The following is a 16002-nucleotide window of genomic DNA, read 5'->3' on the forward strand; positions in this document are numbered from 1 at the left end:
TCTCTCCTGATCGGGGATTGGTGGATGGTTATTTGGCGGACGCGATGAAGCTGGCGAGCTCGGGGGTTTCAGGATTGGCGAACAGTGTTGCCGGTGGTCCCTGTTCCCAGACGCGGCCCTGATGCATGAAGACGATGCGGTTGGCGACGTTGCGGGCAAAGCCCATCTCATGGGTGACGAGGATCATGGTCATGCCCTGCTTCGCCATCGCCTCCATCACCTTCAACACTTCGCCGACGAGCTCGGGGTCGAGCGCGGAGGTCACCTCGTCGAACAGCATGAGGTGAGGCGCCATGGCGAGACAGCGCGCGATGGCGACGCGCTGCTGCTGGCCGCCGGAGAGCTGCTCCGGCCAGGCGTCGATCTTGTCGGCGAGGCCGACCCTGGTCAGCACATCCTCGGCCAGCGCCCGCGCGCGGGCCTTGTCGATGCGGCCGGTGAGGAGCGGAGCCAGCGTGATGTTGCGCTCGACCTTCAGGTGCGGAAACAAATTGAACGCCTGGAACACGATGCCGACGCGCTGACGGAATGCCTTCAGGTCAGGCATCCTGGCGTGGACCTTCTCGCCCTCGACGCGGATCTCGCCGGAATCGACGGTCTCGAGCGCGTTGATGCAGCGGAGCAGCGTCGACTTGCCGGAGCCGGAGCGGCCGATGATCGTGACGATCTCGCCTTCCTCGACGTCGAGCGAGACGCCCTTGAGCACCTCGACCTTGCCGAATGTCTTGTGCACGTCGCGGATTTCAACGAGAGCCATCGAGGCGGGCCTCCAGAGAGCGGGACCAGAGCGTGAGCGGCAGGCACAGTGCGAAATAGATCGCGGCGACCAGCGCGTAGGTGAGCAGCGGCTGGAACGTCGCCGCGCTCACCACCTGGCCGGCGCGGGCGAGCTCGACGAAGCCGAGGATCGAGGCGAGCGAGGTGCCTTTGATGAGCTGCACCAGGAAGCCGACGGTCGGCGGCAGCGACAGCCGCAGCGCCTGTGGCGCGATGATGTGACGGAACTGCTGCCAGGCGGAGAGGCCGAGACAGGCGCCGGCCTCCCATTGCGCCTGCTTCACGGCCTCCAACCCGCCGCGCCAGATCTCGCCGAGGAAGGCGGCGGTGTAGAGCGTGTAGGCGACGGTCACGGCAACGAGGGCCGGCACCTGGATGCCCAGGAACATCGGCATGCCGAAATAGAAGAAGAACAGCAGCCCGAGCAGCGGCACGCTTTGGACGATCTGGATGCACGCCGCCATCGTCCAGCGCAGGCCGGCGAAGCGGCTGATGCGGCCCGTGGCGAACGCCAGCGCCAGCGGCGCACCGAAGGCGAGCGCGAGCACGACGAGCGCAACTGTCCAGCGCAGCGCCGCGAACAGCGAGACGAAATCGATGAGGGTGAAGGATCGCATCGCTTTCCCCTCAGCGCCGCCGCGGCCAGCGGAAGGCCACTGCACCAATGATGGCGAACAGCGCCTTGAACGACATCGCCATCGCGAAATAGACCACGCAGATCACCGCATAGACCTCGAAGCTGCGATAGGTGCGGCTCTCGATGAAGCCCGCGACATGGAACAGCTCGTCGGCGGCGACCTGCGAGGCGAGCGAGGTGCCGAGCAGCAGCAGGACGAACTGGCTGGTCACGGCCGGGTAGGCGTTGCGCAGCGCCGGCGGCAGCAGGATGTGGCGGAACACCTGCCAGCCCGACAGGCCAAGGCACTGGCCGGCCTCGATCTGGTTCTTCGGCACGGAATCGAGACCTGCGCGGATGATCTCGACCGAATAGGCTCCGAAATAGAGCGAGAGCGCGACGGCGGCGGCTTCGAACGCCGGCAGCTTCAGGCCGAAGTTCGGCAGCACGAAGAAGACGATGAAGATCTGGATCAGCGACGGCGTATTGCGGAACAGCTCGATATAGCCGCGCACCAGCCAGCGCAGTGGCGTGATGCGGCCGTTCAGCGCGACCGCGCCGGCAACGCCGATCAAAAGCCCGGCCAGCGCCGCGATCACCGTCAGTTCGAGCGTGACGATGGCGCCGTCGATGAGCTGGTTCTGATAGCGCCACAGCGGCAGGAAATTCATCGCGCGAGCCGCCTCAGCCGAACTGGGTGGGGAGGGCGCGCGTCACGACGCCGTCGGAGTCGAGGCCGAGGATGACGCGCCAGCGGTCGAGGCAGGTGCAGGGATGCGAGATGCCGAAGGCGATGACGTCGCCGACCGCAAGCGTGCTATCGGGCGCAACGGACAGGAATGCATGCTGGTCATTGAGACGGGTGACCGCCAGCGTTGAGGCAAGCCCCTGCGCGACGCCGTCGCGGAAGACGCGCAGCGGCACCGGCAATCCCTGATCGAAGGAAGCATCGCGCATGCCGAAGCCGGCGATCGCGAGGCCTGCTTCCGGCCGCGACAACACCTCGGCCCAAAGTGTCAACGCAGGCCGGAAACCCTCGGCCGCTGAGTGCCGCGCGCCGTCGATGACCAGACCGCCGCGACGGTCGAGCTCGGCGAAAGCCCGCGCGTAAATGCCGTGATCGGCGAAGAACAGCGCGCCTGAGCGCAGCAGGACGCTGGCATTGCCGTCTGCCTGCGCGCTCGGTGCGAGCGCGCGGGCGACGACGTCGAAATAGGCGGAGCCGCCGGCGCTGATGATCAGCGGCCGGCCCGGGGCAGCATGACGTACCAGCGCGAAGGCCGCGATGGTGCGCTCCATCAGCACCGCGATCGCGCGCATCGTCTCGTCGGCATCGGGCGTTGCGACCGCGCCTTCGTAAGTGGCGACGCCGCCGAGCAGGAGGCCCTCGGCCGCGAGCACCGCGGCAATCGTCGCTTCGACCGCGGCGCGATCGCGCGCGCCCGCGCGGCCCGCACCGAGCTCGACCAGGACGGACAATTCGCTGCGGCCCGCAATCCGGGCCGCTTCAGCCAGCGCTGCGACCGCCGCCGGTGAATCCGCGAAGGCGTGAAATTCGACGTCGGGATAGGCGCCGAGCAACGCGCCGAGCCGCCGGCCTGCCGCGCGTCCGCCGATCTCGTTGGCCAGCAGCAGGCGCCGCTCGCCACTCGCGAGCAGCACGGCAGCCTGCTGGATGTTGGCGACCGTCGTGCCCCAGGCGCCGGCCTCGCGCAGCGACCTTGCGAGCTCCGGCGACATCGGCGTCTTGGCGTGGGGCGCAACGGCAACGCCGGCGCTCTTGCACCAGCGCAGGAAGAGGTCGCGGTTGGCTGCGAAGGCGGCTTCATCGAGCGTGAGCGCGGGGAGGGCGAGGTCGCCGCGGGAAGGCTGCCAATCCTGGCCGGCGATCTCCTCGATCGGCAGGCCGTCGACCAGGGGGATGCCCCGCGTGGTCGTTGAAAGACGTTGGCTCTCCCACCGGGACAAGAACTGCATCGTCGCTCCCTCAGCGGCCCCTCGACCGCCAGGGAACGATATGTCGGAATGACAACGTTGTCATTAGCGTATTCTAGCCAATTTTGGCGCGAATTCGTTGCAATGAGGTAATTAGGTAAGGTGTTGTGCCCGTGAATTGGACTAGTGCTCGCCGCCCATCTGGGCGAGCAGCTCCTCGATATCGACGTCGACCTGGCCCGCGGCCCTGACGTGGCGGACCTCAAAACTGTTCGGCTGGAAGCGGTATTCGACGAGCCCGACTTCCTTGATTGCGATCCGGTCCTGGCGCGCGTCGTTGATCCTGAAGCCGGCCGACGGCGCCCAGACATGGCGGGTGTGGCGGTAGGTGAAGTCGCGCCGCTGGTGCACGTGCCCGCTGGCGATGAGCCGCAGGTCCACGGTCGAGAACATCTCGATCAGACGCGCGCGCGCCGGCTGCGGCACGTAGCGGATCGAGGTCTCCGGCGTCTCGGGGTCGTCGGGCAGGTTGAGAAACATCGGCTTGTGCACGAACAGCGCGATCGGCCTGCCGTTGATGCGCGCCATTTCCCGCGACAACCAGTCGAACTGCTCGGCCTCGAAGGCGAGCCCGGAATTCATCACCAGCGAGTTCAGGCCGATGAAGTGCCAGCCGGCCGCTTCGAACGACCAATGGTCCTCGCCGATGATGTCGCGGAATTGTTGGCGGTGCTTTTCCTCGACCGGCGGCTTGGGCGCAGGCCCGATCGCGGTCGGATTGTCGCCGATGTCGTGATTGCCGGGGAGGTAGCGGCAGGCGACGGGCAGGGCGGCGTGCAGGCTCTTGGCGAATTCGACATCGTCGCGACTTGTCGGCCCGTCGAAGGAGACGTCACCGGTGTTGACGACGAGGTCGGGTCTATCAGCGTCGATGTGCTCGCTGACGCGATCGAAGTTGGCGATCAGGCCGGGGAAGCGCCGGCCGAGATGGGTGTCGGAAATCTGCGTGAGGCGAAATTCGGACATGGCATCAGCATACGCGTTGTCGCACGTCGGAACGATGACGGCGCGCACATGCATCGCAATGAAACAAAGTTTAAAGCACGCGATAGCGGATCGTGTAGGCGTCCTGCGGCGCGCCGCTGCCGGTTGCCGGCGAGGCGATGCGGTCGGCGAGGTGCCAGGGCCCGAATTGCTCGGACCGGTGCGGCTCGGCGGCCAGGCGAAGGCGGAATTCGAACGTGCCCTTGCCGGGCAGGTTCACCACCAGCACACGGTCGGCGGTGCGGTGGTTGAGCGCCACCGCGCCGCGCAGCACGGAGCGGCCATCACCGAGCTCCCGCACGCCGTCGACCAGCGCCAGCGTCTGGTTGCGGTCGGTGTGCAGCTCGATCTGGCTGTCGGACACCGCTGTCAGCGTTTCCCTGGGCATCCGGATCTCGAACTCGACCGCCGGCTTGGAGGGATTGAGGCCGAGATAGGCCAGCGCGGCGTGGCGCATGTCGTAGGCGGCGAAGGCGAACAGGGCGAGGGCGGCCAGAGTGGCGAGACCATGCCTGACGACGTCGCGCCAGCTCCGGTAGCTCAGGCGGAAGTACACGGTCATCGCCAGCGCGACCGCGAGCGCCGCCGCGATGCCTGACAGCGCCGACATCAGCACGCCGAGCCGGCCGTCCGCGGATTCGGTCAAAAGGCTGGAGAGGGTGTTCATGTCGGTCCCTTGGCGCTAGCTCGCCTTGCGACCCCAGGGGCCGAAATCGCTTTAACTACCGGCATTTGGTCGCGGGATTGGGAACACCGGTTCAACTCGTTGATTGTCAGCGCCAGCAGTCGCGGCTAATGACGGTCCGCGGTGTTCCGCCTTACGGGAAAGTTCCGATGTCCATCCAAATGGTCCTGCTGCCTGTCTTCGTGCAGGTCGGTCTCACCTTCGCACTCCTGATCGGAATGGCGCTGGCGCGCCGGCGCTCGATGGTCTCCGGCGAGACCAAGAGTCGCGACATTGCGCTGGGCGAGCAGTTCGAATTGCCGGTGCTGTTCTACGCGCTGATCGCGCTGGCGCTGCCCTTGCGCCATGCCGATCTCTTCATCGTGCTGATGTCCTGGGTGTTCGTGGTGACGCGGTTCGCCCATGCCGGCGTGTTCGTCTCCTCCAACGATCTCGGCCGGCGCTCCGCGATCTGGCTCGCGGGCGTGCTTGTGCTGCTGGCGATGTGGATCTACTTCGCACTGAAGATGCTGTTGCTGATCTGAGCCTTAGATGCCGGATCCAATCTGAAAGATTCAAATGACTCCCGCTGCCCGGCTGTCCGCAGCCATCGAACTGATCGACACCATCGAGAAGGACCGCGTGCCCGCGGCCAAGGCGCTCAAGGAGTGGGGCACCGCGCACCGCTTCGCCGGCTCCGGCGACCGCGCCGCCATCGCCGGCCTCGTCTGGGACGTGCTGCGCCGCTATGCCTCGAGCGCCTTCCTGATGGACGCCGACACCGCGCGTGCGCGGCTGATCGGCATGCTCCGCCTCGAGCGCAACATGGACGCGGCCACCATGGGCGCGCTGTTCGACGGCAGCCGGTTTGCACCGGCGCCGCTGACCGAGGCCGAGCAGGCCGCGCTGGCCTCGCGTTCCCTCAAGGACGCGCCGGCTGCGATCGCCGGCGATTATCCGGACTGGCTCGATCCGTACTTTGCAAAAGTGTTCGGCGAGGAGCGCGCCGCGGAAGCCGCCGCGATGGCGAGCCGGGCGCCGCTCGATTTGCGCGTCAACACGCTAAAATCCAATCGCGACAAGGTGCTGCGCGGGCTTGCTCATCTTCACGCGGAACCGACGCCATGGTCCGCAAACGGCCTGCGTATCGAGCTTTCGGCCGATGCGCGCAATCCCGGCCTCCAGGCCGAGGAAGATTTCATCAAGGGCGCCGTTGAAGTTCAGGATGAGGGATCGCAGCTTGCGGCCGGCTTCACCGCGGCAAAACCCGGCGAGCAGGTGATCGATCTCTGCGCCGGCGCCGGCGGCAAGACGCTGGCGCTCGCGGCCATGATGCAGGGCAAGGGCCGGCTGATCGCCACCGACAGCGACAAGCGCCAGCTTGTCCCGATCCACGAGCGTCTGTCGCGCGCCGGCGTCCACAATGCCGATGTCCGCACGCCCAAGGGCGAGGCCGATCCGCTGGCCGACATCAGTGGCACCGCCGACCTCGTGGTGATCGACGCGCCCTGCACGGGAACCGGCACCTGGCGCCGCAATCCGGACGCCAAATGGCGCATGCGCCCCGGCGCGCTGGAGATCCGCCTGCGCGATCAGGCCGAGGTGCTGGAGCGTGCCATGCCGCTGGTCAAGGCCGGCGGCCGCATCGCCTACATCACCTGTTCGGTGCTGGCGGAAGAGAACGGCGAGCAGGTGAGGGCGTTCACCGCCCGCCATCCCGAGTTCTCAGTCGTGTCGCCCGAACAGACCGCAAGCGTGCTCTGGGACAAGGCGGAGGATTTCGCAAAGGCCGCGCTGCAGTCGGACGAAGGCTGGCTGATGACGCCGCGCCGAACGGGGACGGACGGGTTCTTCGTCTCGGTGCTGAAGAAGACGTAGCTCTCGTATTGACCCTCGTAGGGTGGGCAAAGCGAAGCGTGCCCACCATTCGTAGTGAGAACGCCCAAAGATGGTGGGCACGGCGCGCGAAGAACGCGCCTTTGCCCACCCTACGGCACCGCATGTGCCGCGCCGCAGTTCCCCAAAACAAAAGCCCCGCGAACCGAAGCTCGCGGGGCTTTCTAACTCGACGTTCTGCCGGTACGTCCGTGGTCAGAACAGTGCGTGGGCGTTAGCCGACGCGGAGATTGTCAGCCGACGACTTGCCGCTGCGGCGGTCGGCGACGATGTCGAACGAGACCTTCTGACCCTCATTGAGGGAGGAGAGGCCAGCGCGCTCGACGGCGCTGATGTGAACGAACACGTCCTTCTGGCCGTCATCCGGCTGGATGAAACCATAACCCTTTTGGGTGTTGAACCACTTCACGGTGCCCATAGCCATGGGAATTTCCTTTAGTTAGTTAAAAGAGGATACGCACGTGGACCGGTACGCAAAATTGCGCCCATGATCCTGTTCAGTCGATGTTGGGAGAAGTCATCTGAAGCGTGCGCGCCCGTCTGCAACGAAGCGAAGCGGCCCAGTCGTTCGGCCAAATATCGATGATCACAATATAGCGAGCATTTGGGGCTACTTCAAGGCACTACCCGTGGCCCGGCATGTCGCGCGACTTTGCTATTTTGCGGTGCAAATAGGGGCTGCCGCGCGCTTTAGTCCACGATGAAGAGCGTCGCGCCGGTGGCCGTCGAGGACCGGTGCGCGGCGTCGCCGAAGTCCGAGACCTGGTAGCTCATCCCCGCGGTGAGCTTGAATTTCCGCCCGTCGCGCAGCTCGCTGTCGAGCTCGCCCTTCAGCACGTAAAGCACGTGGCCGCGGTCGCACCAATGGTCGGCGAGATAGCCCGGCGAATACTCGACCATCCGCACCCGGAGATCGCCGATATTGAGCGTCCGCCACAGCGCTTGGCCGGTCTCGCCGGGATGCGTGGTGGCCTCGACCTTGCTCCAGTCGGTGACGGTGAAGGGGGAGGCGGGGAGTTTCATGGGGAGGGTCCTGTTTCAGAGCCGGCAGTGCTTCTGTTATCCCACGCTCGTCCAGCAGTCTCCGTCATTGCGAGCGAAGCGAAGCAATCCAGTGATGCATCCGCGGCGACAGTCTGGATTGCTTCGCTTCGCTCGCAATGACGGGGATAGACTAGTGCACCAAATGGTTCGCCGATCCCTGCACGATCAGCCCCGCGTCATTCACCCGCAGATATTCGCAAATCCGCTTCCCCCGCTCGTTCTCGTAAAACACCACGACGCTATCCGGGCTGACGAACAGGTCGATCAGCGTAAAATGCAGCTCCGGCAAAAGCCCGAGCGCCTTGCCCCAATACGCCCGCAAGACGTCCTTGCCGCGCACGGTGCCGCTGGCATCGAATCCCATCGCGGGGATTCGGTCCGACGTCATCACGGTGTCCTCGGCATAGAGCGTCAGCACGCGCTCGAGATCGCCAGTGTTCCAGGCCTCGACCCAGGTCCGGCCGAGCGCGGCAAGCGATGATGGCTGATGGTGCTGTGACATGGCGGTCTCCCTGTTTGGCCCCTGTTTGGCGTGCGGGATAAATTAGGTCAATGATACTTACCTATATGCGTTTGTCCATGCCCAAAGAAGAATGTGGGCGCGCGCATCGCGCGGTTGCGGGCAGGGGCACGGTCGCGTATTTGCTGGCCATGACAGCAGCACAGAACGACCGCTCCGCGTCGACGCCCTCGGTGGCCTCGGCGCACGACAAGATTCTCATCGTCGACTTCGGCAGCCAGGTGACGCAGCTGATCGCGCGTCGCGTGCGCGAGGACGGCGTCTATTGCGAGATCGTCCCGTTCAACAAGGCCGAAGAAGCCTTCAAGGAGATGAAGCCGAAAGCGGTGATCCTCTCCGGCGGCCCTGAGTCGGTGCATGAAGCGGGCTCGCCCCGCGCTCCGCAGCTGATCTTCGCCTCCGGCGTGCCGGTGCTCGGCATCTGCTATGGCCAGATGACCATGGCGGAGCAGCTCGGCGGCACCGTCGAGGGCGGCCACCATCGCGAATTCGGCCGCGCCGATGTCGAGGTGAAGGCGCCGAGCAAGCTGTTCGAGGACGTCTGGTCGCCGGGCGGCAAGAACCAGGTCTGGATGAGCCACGGCGACCGCATCACCAAGATGCCGCCGGGCTTCTCGGTGGCCGGCACCTCGCCGAATGCGCCGTTCGCGATCATCCAGGACGAGACGCGCAAGTACTACGGCCTGATGTTCCACCCCGAAGTGGTGCACACGCCCGACGGCGCCAAGCTGATCCGCAATTTCGTCCGCAAGATCGCCGGCCTCTCCGGCGACTGGACCATGCGCGCTTTCCGCGAGGAGGAGATCGCGAAGATCCGCGCCCAGGTCGGCAAGGGCAAGGTGCTCTGCGGCCTGTCCGGCGGCGTCGATTCAGCGGTCGCGGCCGTCTTGATCCACGAAGCCATCGGCGACCAGCTCACCTGCGTGTTCGTCGATCACGGCATGCTGCGCCTCGACGAAGCCAAGACCGTGGTCGACCTGTTCCGCCACCACTACAACATCCCGCTCGTGCACGTGGATGCCTCCAAGCAATTCCTGGGCGAGCTCGAAGGCGTCACCGATCCCGAGACCAAGCGCAAGACCATCGGCCGCCTCTTCATCGAGGTGTTCGAGGCGGAGGCCAAGAAGATCGGCGGCGCCGACTTCCTCGCGCAGGGCACGCTCTACCCCGACGTGATCGAGAGCGTCTCCTTCACCGGCGGCCCCTCGGTGACGATCAAGTCGCACCACAACGTCGGCGGTCTGCCCGAGCGCATGAACATGAAGCTCGTCGAGCCCCTGCGCGAGCTGTTCAAGGACGAGGTGCGCAAGCTCGGCTACGAGCTCGGCCTTCCCGAAATCTTCGTCGGCCGCCACCCGTTCCCGGGTCCCGGCCTCGCCATCCGCTGCCCCGGCGACATCACCCGCGACAAGCTCGACATCCTGCGCAAGGCCGACGCCGTCTACATCGACCAGATCCGCAAGCACGGCCTCTACGACGACATCTGGCAGGCCTTCGCCGTGCTGCTCCCCGTGAAAACGGTCGGCGTCATGGGCGACGGCCGCACCTACGACTACGTCGTGGGCTTGCGCGCCGTGACCTCCACCGACGGCATGACCGCCGACTTCTACCAGTTCGACATGAAGTTTCTTGGCGAGACCGCCACGCGCATCATCAACGAGGTGAAGGGCGTGAACCGGGTGGTGTATGACGTGACCAGCAAGCCGCCTGGGACGATTGAGTGGGAGTAGGGGGGCGCCGCCCCACTGCGGTCTGATGTTAGGACCATCTATGCTGGCAGAAGACCCGCGGCGCGATAGTAGTCGATCGTCGAGTCGTAGAGCGAAATATCGGAGCGGCTTCTGGCGATGAGCTGCGCGCCGGCGATGGCGGCGAAAATGGCGCGGGCCCGCTGTTCGCTCTTTCTCGAACTGACCAGGCCCGCAGCCACCAACAGCTTGCTCAGCCACGCCACGTTGACGTCGGCAAATGTCTGGACCTCCTTCTTTACTGCGCCCGGCAGGTCCTCGACTTCCGCGGACATGAAGCTGCAGAGGCACATGCGATTGTCGCTCTCGAGCGCTTTGCGAAACACATCGGGATATCGACGCAGGCAGCGGACAGGATCGGCGGTTTCTGCCAGCATCGCCTCGAGTTGGGCGGCGGTGTCCTCCCAGTAGCGCCGTGCGACGGCCACGCCGAGATCGGCCTTGCTTGGGAAATGGTGGTAGATGCTGGCGGCCTTGATCCCGACTTCGTCCGCGAGATCGCGGAAATTCAGGCCGCCATAGCCGTGCGCCTGCGCGGTCCGCTTTGCTGCCGCCAAGATCGCCTCCCGAGCGCTTGAACTCACTTCGTCGCCTCACTGCTTCGTTATCTACCAAGTGACAGGTAGGGCTTGACCAGCCGGATTGGAAGCCTTCATATCGGGCCTACCAAGTGACAGGTAGACAAAATGGGAGTTGTGATGAAGATTTACGATTGGCCAACTGGTCCATATCCGGCCCGCGTTCGCATCGCCTTGGCCGAAAAGAACCTGCCGTCGCACGTGCAATTCGTATTGGTCGATCTCTACAAGGGCGAGCACAAGAAGCCCGAATTCCTCGCCAAGAACTACTCCGGCACCCTGCCGGTGCTCGAACTCGACGACGGGACCTTCATTGGCGAGTGCACGGCAATTACCGAGTACCTTGATGCGTTCGATGGCGCGCCGACGCTGACCGGCAGGACCCCGCGCGAAAAGGGCGTGATTCACATGATGAGCAAGCGCGCCGAACTGGAACTGCTCGATGCCATCAGTGTCTATTTCCACCACGCCACGCCGGGTCTTGGGCCTCATGTCGAGATCTATCAGAACCCCGAATGGGGATTCCGCCAGCGCGACAAGGCGCTCAGGGGGATGCACTACTTTGACGGTATTCTGAAAGAACAGCCGTTCGTCGCCGGCGAGGTGTTCACGATGGCCGATATCACCCTCATAGGCGGCTTGATCTTCGCGGGACTCGTGAGCGTGCCGGTGCCGGTGGAGTGCGAGGCTCTTTTGGCATGGTATGCTAGGATGCAGGGGCGTCCTAGCGTCAAGAACCGGATAACAATGTCCGAGCCGACCAAGGTATCTTGATTGAGATCGTCTTGCGCAAGGGCGGATCGGCAAGCATAGCCCGGATCGAGCGCAGCGACATCCGTGTGCTTCCAATCAGCACGTCGTGTGGTGTTCCGCATATCGCTGTGCTCATGCGAGCTACTCGCTCCTCGGGCCAATCACGCGGCCGTAGATCGATCACTGCTCCTTCCTGAACAAATCCTGGAAGATGAGTTGGCCCCAAACGCGGCCGCGTGCGTGCACCAGCGCGCCACCTTCGTTGAGCTTTCCCAGCTTGACGGGTGCGAAACCGAGTTGTTTGGCCAAGGCCGCCACGGGAGCGACCGCGTCGTCCTCGTCGCTCGACAGGAAGACGACCCGGTGGCCGCCTTCGACGATCGGATCGGCGGCCAGGGTGGCTGCAATCAGGTGGTTGAAACCTTTCACGAGCCTGGCGCCGGTGAACGCCTTCGCGACGACGGCGGAGGACAGGAGGCCGTCGAGCTCTTCGCCAAACCCGTTCGTCGCGTCGATGATCGTCTTGCCTTTCCAACTCGGCAGCGCATTCGCAACCTCGCGATGCTCCCCGAACGGGACCGCCAGGATGATCGTGTCGGCCTGGAGTGCTTCCCGCAGCGACTTGGCGACGACCGTGGGTCCGATCGCCCGAGCCAGCGGCGCCAACGCCTCGGGCGGCCGGCGGCTCGCGACGGTCACGTCGATGTTCTTACGGGCGAAGGCGCGGGCGAGGGCCTGGCCGACCTTGCCGAATCCTATGATTGCGTAGCTCATGATGTTTCTCCGATTTTCAGATGGCGGAGAAGCCGCCGTCGACAGACAGCTCCACCCCGTTCACGAAGCTGGAATCGTCCGACGCAAGAAACAGTGCGACCGCCGCGATTTCCTCAGGGCGCCCCATCTTTCCCCGCGGGATCAGGGATTCGAACATCCGCTTCGCCTCCTCGGTGAGAACCTGGTCCTGCATCGGTGTGGCGATCGGCCCCGGGCTCAGCACGTTCACCCGGATATTCCTGCCCTTGAGTTCGTTGAGCCACGTGCGTGCGAATGAACGCAACGCCGCCTTGCTCGCCGCATACACGCCGTAACCAGCAAAGCCTTTCACCGAGGCAACTGACCCCGTCATGAAGATCGACCCGCCATCGCCAAAGAGCGGCAAGGCCTTCTGTACCGTGAACAGCGTGCCGCGCGTATTCAGGCCGAAGGTCGCATCGAAATGCTGCTCGGTAATCTCGCCGAGTGGGACGGCCTCGCCGATGCCGGCGCTCGCGTACAGGACGTCGATCCTGCCCTTGTCCCGCTTGACCGTGTCGAACAGACGGTCGAGGTCGTCGAGATTGGCCGCGTCGCCGCGCACGCTGGTCACGTTCCGGCCGATCAGTCTGACGGCCTCATCGAGCGCCTCCTGCCTTCGGCCCGTGATGAAAACATGCGCGCCTTCTTCAACGAACCGCCTGGCGCTTGCCAGCGCCATGCCGCTCGATCCACCCGTGATGACTGCAACCTTACCTTCAAGCTTTCCCATGACTTTTCCTTTGAGACTCCGTCTTTGGTCGTTCGGGGAGGCCCCCGATGACCTCGACATAGGTCTGCCGGCGTCGGGCGTTGAGTGCGGAAGCGCGCACATCGGTGGTGCGAAATCGATCCGGCTGGACGATTGACGCCAGCTGCGAGGATCGGTGTTAGCCGTTCGGAATTGCGCCGCGTTGCCGGCATGGGCTGTGATCGCCGTCCGTGCTACCCACATACGAGATGCTGTTCGATGTATCGGACGGGCTTTGGAAGGCGCACCCCAGCGGTGCCGGATTGCACCATGATCGACTGGGATGACGTTCGTTACTTTCTTGCCGTCGCGCGTGGAGGCTCGGTGCGGGCCGCCGCCGAGCGCCTCGGGGTGAACCATTCGACCGTGCTGCGACGCGTCGCCCAGCTGGAGGAACGGCTCGGGGCGCTCATGTTCGAGAAGCTGCCTTCGGGCTACCGCCTGACGGCTGCAGGGGAGGAGGTCCTCGAGCTTGCGGACCAGATGGAAGCATCGTCGCACCAATTGGAGACGCGCGTCTTCGGCCGCGACCAGAGCGTGCGCGGGCTTCTGCGGGTGACGCTGGCACCGCCACTCGCGACACACCTGCTCATGCCTGATTTCGCCGACTTCGCGCGTCTGCATCCGGACATCGAGATGGACATCCTGTCGTCCGGCGAACTGGTAAATCTGACCAACCGAGAGGCCGACGTCGCGATCCGCGTCGTCTACGACCGCAAAACCCTGCCGCTCAATCTTCACGGCCTGAAGGGACCGGAGCTGTTCGGCGGCGTCTACATCTCTCGCGATCGCCTGGCCGCGTGGCGTGCGGGCGCGCCTGATCCCATCAGGTGGATCGTCATAAGCATTCATGGAATTCCGGATTGGGCCAGCGAGGGTGAGGTTCGCACCGCCGAGGTTCCGTTCAGGGTCACAGATGCCGGGGCGCAGATCGTTGCTGTACGGCAAGGGCTCGGGATGACGACACTGCCGTGCTTCGTCGGAGACGCCGACCCCCTGCTGGTGAGGGTGCCGGGCACCGACCTGCACATGTACGGAACGCTCTGGCTTCTCACACAGGGGGAGACACGCAAAACGAAGCGCGTGCGGCTCTTCACCGAGTTCGTCTCCCGCAAGCTCGCCGCGTACGCGCCGCTTCTCGCGGGGTTGTCCATATCGCGCGACTGACGCGCGGCAGGTCGCCGGTGATGCCCGCCGTAATCCGGTCGGAAGCCGAGCTGCGATCGCTTGAAGCGATGTCGTTCAATCCGCGAAATGTTGCGCCATATCGCAGCCGGATGCGAATGTCGCAGAACGGTCAGAAGCGGTCCTTGCAGGGACCGTCGACAGGTCAGCTACATTTCGATGCTTCTGTGATAAGCCCATCGCTGCCGACATGTTGGCAAGCCAGGCCTTGAAGAACCGCACCACCAACTTCCAACTTAAGGCGACAGTGTCTGGCTGCCGTTCGCACAATTGACGAGCTTTTGCGGCCAGTCGGGTGCCGACGCGGCGGATGTCCTCTGGGTCCGCTTGAGCCATTTGAGATAACTCGTCGCCGCCAGGATTGATGCTACGGCGAGCAGAATGCCGCCAACAAGATCGATCAAATAATGTGCGCCGATCACGGGGGTCGCCGCGATCATCAGGATATTGGTAGCTGCCGCGATGCCTCCCACGGCGCGTACCGGCCACAACGCCCACATGTAGAGCACGGCTGACGCGGCATGGAAGCTCGGGAATGAAACGATACCGGCCAGCTTGAAAAGTCCGAGTTCGCGCAGGCTGCCGTCACGCAAGGCCAGGATGTCCCGCAATTGTCCAGCATAGACCGATGTGTCGATGTTCGGGTACCGAGCCGGTGGCAGCTGCAATCCGTAGTAGGTGCCGATGGCCGGCACGAATACAGAGACGGCAATTGCGACCGCGAGCGCAACACTCATTGCGAGCACGAACAATTGCAGCCGTGCGTACCGCGCCGTGAGGACGAGCACAATGGGAATGCCGAGCAGTGGCCATTTGATCAGCCCATATGCGCGCGACAAGATGATCGCAAGCCATGGGTGGTCGTTGACGTACCGAATGATGGGCTCGGGGTCCAAACCGAGTGCACGATCCACGGACAACAGCGCCTGATCCTGGAGAGGATACCCTATCGCTCCCGCGACATAGCTGAGCGGTCCTACGATGGCGCAAGTGAGAATGACCTGTCCAATTGTTCCGAGCGAGAAAAAGACCTTCGGATCGGTGCGATCACCCCTGGTCAGCCGATGATGATAAGAGACAGCGAGCAGTGCCGCCGCGATCGCCAGCGTCATGCCAAATGCGATCGGTTCGAGACGAAGTTTGGCGGAAGCCAGCCCTAACGCGAGCAGACTCCCCATAACGGCAATGATCAACCAGTTTGCGTTGAACAACTGCCACGCGGCTTGCGGATCCTCGTCGGTTTTATGAGAGTTTCTCGGCGGCTCGGCGCTCCCCTTGACCGCCGTCATTCTTGCGTCGGATTTCATTCCCAGCGAACCTTGCAATCAAAACGAACCGGTGGGTTCGCATGAGCGTCGTGATCAACCTAAAGTCGATTATAATCAGGAGTTGCGCAAGACGTACCGCGCAATCGAGGGAAGTTCCAGGTTAACGGCGGGTGAACGAGAGCCATTATTCTAGTTTGTCGAGCGCCCATCAGGGCCATTCACAAAGCGAAGGTTCGCTCGCTTCAAAGCAAAGCCCCGGGAAAACTGGCGGCTTATCCGCTTCGGGTCACGAAGCGAACTGACGAGGAGGGCGGATTCTGGCGCAAAACGGACCTGCATTGTTGGCGCGCCGTGGTCGGGTGAGCGATGGGACGGACTACCGCACGACCGAACCAGCGCTTTCCTGATCTCGGACGGTACTTCAGGTTACG

At 64.2% G+C, this 16002-nt stretch carries 18 protein-coding genes; 5 read left to right on the forward strand and 13 right to left on the reverse strand.

Going from position 1 to position 16002, the window contains the following annotated elements; genetic code table 11:
• Positions 1–28: 28 nt before the first annotated feature.
• From ACKWRH_RS18415 to ACKWRH_RS18440, 6 genes are all read right to left on the reverse strand, one after another.
• Positions 29–757, reverse strand: a complete 729-nt coding sequence (locus tag ACKWRH_RS18415; RefSeq protein WP_445221738.1) for an amino acid ABC transporter ATP-binding protein — start codon at positions 755–757, stop codon at positions 29–31.
• Positions 744–1394 (reverse strand): amino acid ABC transporter permease, encoded by a 651-nt coding sequence (locus ACKWRH_RS18420; protein ID WP_063983790.1) that lies wholly within the window; start codon positions 1392–1394, stop codon positions 744–746. The genes ACKWRH_RS18415 and ACKWRH_RS18420 overlap by 14 nt, the downstream gene beginning before the upstream one ends.
• Before the next feature lie 10 nt (positions 1395–1404).
• Complete coding sequence (locus ACKWRH_RS18425; protein ID WP_445221739.1) at positions 1405–2064, reverse strand: amino acid ABC transporter permease; 660 nt, start codon at positions 2062–2064, stop codon at positions 1405–1407.
• Positions 2065–2077: 13 nt separating this feature from the next.
• Positions 2078–3370, reverse strand: coding sequence for an amino acid deaminase (locus tag ACKWRH_RS18430; protein ID WP_445221740.1), 1293 nt, complete (start codon positions 3368–3370; stop codon positions 2078–2080).
• A 141-nt stretch (positions 3371–3511) separates the two neighbouring features.
• Positions 3512–4354, reverse strand: coding sequence for a metallophosphoesterase family protein (locus ACKWRH_RS18435; protein ID WP_445221741.1), 843 nt, complete (start codon positions 4352–4354; stop codon positions 3512–3514).
• Between the two features lie 70 nt (positions 4355–4424).
• Positions 4425–5039, reverse strand: a complete 615-nt coding sequence (locus ACKWRH_RS18440; RefSeq protein ID WP_445221742.1) for an acriflavin resistance protein — start codon at positions 5037–5039, stop codon at positions 4425–4427.
• 167 nt (positions 5040–5206) lie between these two features.
• On the opposite strand from ACKWRH_RS18440, the gene ACKWRH_RS18445 reads away from it, so the two are divergent.
• Together ACKWRH_RS18445 and ACKWRH_RS18450 are read left to right on the forward strand one after the other, a co-directional pair.
• Positions 5207–5581 (forward strand): MAPEG family protein, encoded by a 375-nt coding sequence (locus tag ACKWRH_RS18445; RefSeq protein ID WP_445221743.1) that lies wholly within the window; start codon positions 5207–5209, stop codon positions 5579–5581.
• Between the two features lie 34 nt (positions 5582–5615).
• Positions 5616–6914 (forward strand): RsmB/NOP family class I SAM-dependent RNA methyltransferase, encoded by a 1299-nt coding sequence (locus tag ACKWRH_RS18450; protein ID WP_445221744.1) that lies wholly within the window; start codon positions 5616–5618, stop codon positions 6912–6914.
• 232 nt (positions 6915–7146) lie between these two features.
• Here the strand turns inward: ACKWRH_RS18450 and ACKWRH_RS18455 are convergent, their stop codons facing one another.
• From ACKWRH_RS18455 to ACKWRH_RS18465, 3 genes are all read right to left on the reverse strand, one after another.
• Complete coding sequence (locus ACKWRH_RS18455) at positions 7147–7356, reverse strand: cold-shock protein (protein ID WP_008141931.1); 210 nt, start codon at positions 7354–7356, stop codon at positions 7147–7149.
• 266 nt (positions 7357–7622) lie between these two features.
• The gene (locus tag ACKWRH_RS18460; RefSeq protein ID WP_212482147.1) at positions 7623–7955 is read right to left on the reverse strand and encodes a DHCW motif cupin fold protein; all 333 of its coding nucleotides are present in this window, start codon (positions 7953–7955) and stop codon (positions 7623–7625) included.
• A 151-nt stretch (positions 7956–8106) separates the two neighbouring features.
• The gene (locus tag ACKWRH_RS18465) at positions 8107–8478 is read right to left on the reverse strand and encodes a nuclear transport factor 2 family protein (RefSeq protein ID WP_445221745.1); all 372 of its coding nucleotides are present in this window, start codon (positions 8476–8478) and stop codon (positions 8107–8109) included.
• A 149-nt stretch (positions 8479–8627) separates the two neighbouring features.
• Between ACKWRH_RS18465 and guaA the strand changes: the two genes are divergently transcribed.
• Positions 8628–10226: a glutamine-hydrolyzing GMP synthase gene (gene guaA, locus ACKWRH_RS18470; protein WP_445221746.1), complete on the forward strand. Its 1599-nt coding sequence runs from the start codon at positions 8628–8630 to the stop codon at positions 10224–10226.
• 38 nt (positions 10227–10264) lie between these two features.
• Here the strand turns inward: guaA and ACKWRH_RS18475 are convergent, their stop codons facing one another.
• A complete protein-coding gene (locus ACKWRH_RS18475; protein ID WP_445221747.1) occupies positions 10265–10828 on the reverse strand; it encodes a TetR/AcrR family transcriptional regulator in 564 nt (187 codons plus the stop codon).
• 114 nt (positions 10829–10942) lie between these two features.
• Here ACKWRH_RS18475 and ACKWRH_RS18480 point away from each other — a divergent pair, with 114 nt between their 5' ends.
• Positions 10943–11596 carry a glutathione S-transferase gene (locus ACKWRH_RS18480; RefSeq protein WP_445221748.1) on the forward strand — a complete coding sequence of 218 codons (654 nt, stop codon included), beginning with the start codon at positions 10943–10945 and terminating at the stop codon, positions 11594–11596.
• 159 nt (positions 11597–11755) lie between these two features.
• Here the strand turns inward: ACKWRH_RS18480 and ACKWRH_RS18485 are convergent, their stop codons facing one another.
• Positions 11756–12349 (reverse strand): NADPH-dependent F420 reductase, encoded by a 594-nt coding sequence (locus tag ACKWRH_RS18485; RefSeq protein WP_445221749.1) that lies wholly within the window; start codon positions 12347–12349, stop codon positions 11756–11758.
• A gap of 16 nt (positions 12350–12365) precedes the next feature.
• Positions 12366–13100, reverse strand: a complete 735-nt coding sequence (locus tag ACKWRH_RS18490; protein WP_445221750.1) for an SDR family NAD(P)-dependent oxidoreductase — start codon at positions 13098–13100, stop codon at positions 12366–12368.
• Positions 13101–13388: 288 nt separating this feature from the next.
• Here ACKWRH_RS18490 and ACKWRH_RS18495 point away from each other — a divergent pair, with 288 nt between their 5' ends.
• Positions 13389–14285 carry a LysR family transcriptional regulator gene (locus ACKWRH_RS18495; RefSeq protein ID WP_445221751.1) on the forward strand — a complete coding sequence of 299 codons (897 nt, stop codon included), beginning with the start codon at positions 13389–13391 and terminating at the stop codon, positions 14283–14285.
• Positions 14286–14539: 254 nt separating this feature from the next.
• On the opposite strand, the gene ACKWRH_RS18500 is transcribed toward ACKWRH_RS18495, so the two are convergent.
• Positions 14540–15610 (reverse strand): phosphatase PAP2 family protein, encoded by a 1071-nt coding sequence (locus ACKWRH_RS18500; protein ID WP_445221752.1) that lies wholly within the window; start codon positions 15608–15610, stop codon positions 14540–14542.
• Between the last annotated feature and the right edge of the window lie 392 nt (positions 15611–16002).

Source organism: Bradyrhizobium sp. Pa8 (genome assembly GCF_052588265.1).

Coding starts and splice junctions, on each gene's coding strand:
- ACKWRH_RS18485 (WP_445221749.1), bottom strand. CDS start 12,349: ATGAGCTACGCAATCATAGGATTCGGCAAGGTCGGCCAGGCCCTCGCC.
- ACKWRH_RS18480 (WP_445221748.1), top strand. CDS start 10,943: ATGAAGATTTACGATTGGCCAACTGGTCCATATCCGGCCCGCGTTCGC.
- ACKWRH_RS18415 (WP_445221738.1), bottom strand. CDS start 757: ATGGCTCTCGTTGAAATCCGCGACGTGCACAAGACATTCGGCAAGGTC.
- ACKWRH_RS18420 (WP_063983790.1), bottom strand. CDS start 1,394: ATGCGATCCTTCACCCTCATCGATTTCGTCTCGCTGTTCGCGGCGCTG.
- ACKWRH_RS18425 (WP_445221739.1), bottom strand. CDS start 2,064: ATGAATTTCCTGCCGCTGTGGCGCTATCAGAACCAGCTCATCGACGGC.
- ACKWRH_RS18445 (WP_445221743.1), top strand. CDS start 5,207: ATGTCCATCCAAATGGTCCTGCTGCCTGTCTTCGTGCAGGTCGGTCTC.
- ACKWRH_RS18440 (WP_445221742.1), bottom strand. CDS start 5,039: ATGAACACCCTCTCCAGCCTTTTGACCGAATCCGCGGACGGCCGGCTC.
- ACKWRH_RS18500 (WP_445221752.1), bottom strand. CDS start 15,610: ATGAAATCCGACGCAAGAATGACGGCGGTCAAGGGGAGCGCCGAGCCG.
- ACKWRH_RS18450 (WP_445221744.1), top strand. CDS start 5,616: ATGACTCCCGCTGCCCGGCTGTCCGCAGCCATCGAACTGATCGACACC.
- ACKWRH_RS18495 (WP_445221751.1), top strand. CDS start 13,389: ATGATCGACTGGGATGACGTTCGTTACTTTCTTGCCGTCGCGCGTGGA.
- ACKWRH_RS18435 (WP_445221741.1), bottom strand. CDS start 4,354: ATGTCCGAATTTCGCCTCACGCAGATTTCCGACACCCATCTCGGCCGG.
- ACKWRH_RS18430 (WP_445221740.1), bottom strand. CDS start 3,370: ATGCAGTTCTTGTCCCGGTGGGAGAGCCAACGTCTTTCAACGACCACG.
- ACKWRH_RS18460 (WP_212482147.1), bottom strand. CDS start 7,955: ATGAAACTCCCCGCCTCCCCCTTCACCGTCACCGACTGGAGCAAGGTC.
- ACKWRH_RS18455 (WP_008141931.1), bottom strand. CDS start 7,356: ATGGCTATGGGCACCGTGAAGTGGTTCAACACCCAAAAGGGTTATGGT.
- ACKWRH_RS18465 (WP_445221745.1), bottom strand. CDS start 8,478: ATGTCACAGCACCATCAGCCATCATCGCTTGCCGCGCTCGGCCGGACC.
- guaA (WP_445221746.1), top strand. CDS start 8,628: ATGACAGCAGCACAGAACGACCGCTCCGCGTCGACGCCCTCGGTGGCC.
- ACKWRH_RS18490 (WP_445221750.1), bottom strand. CDS start 13,100: ATGGGAAAGCTTGAAGGTAAGGTTGCAGTCATCACGGGTGGATCGAGC.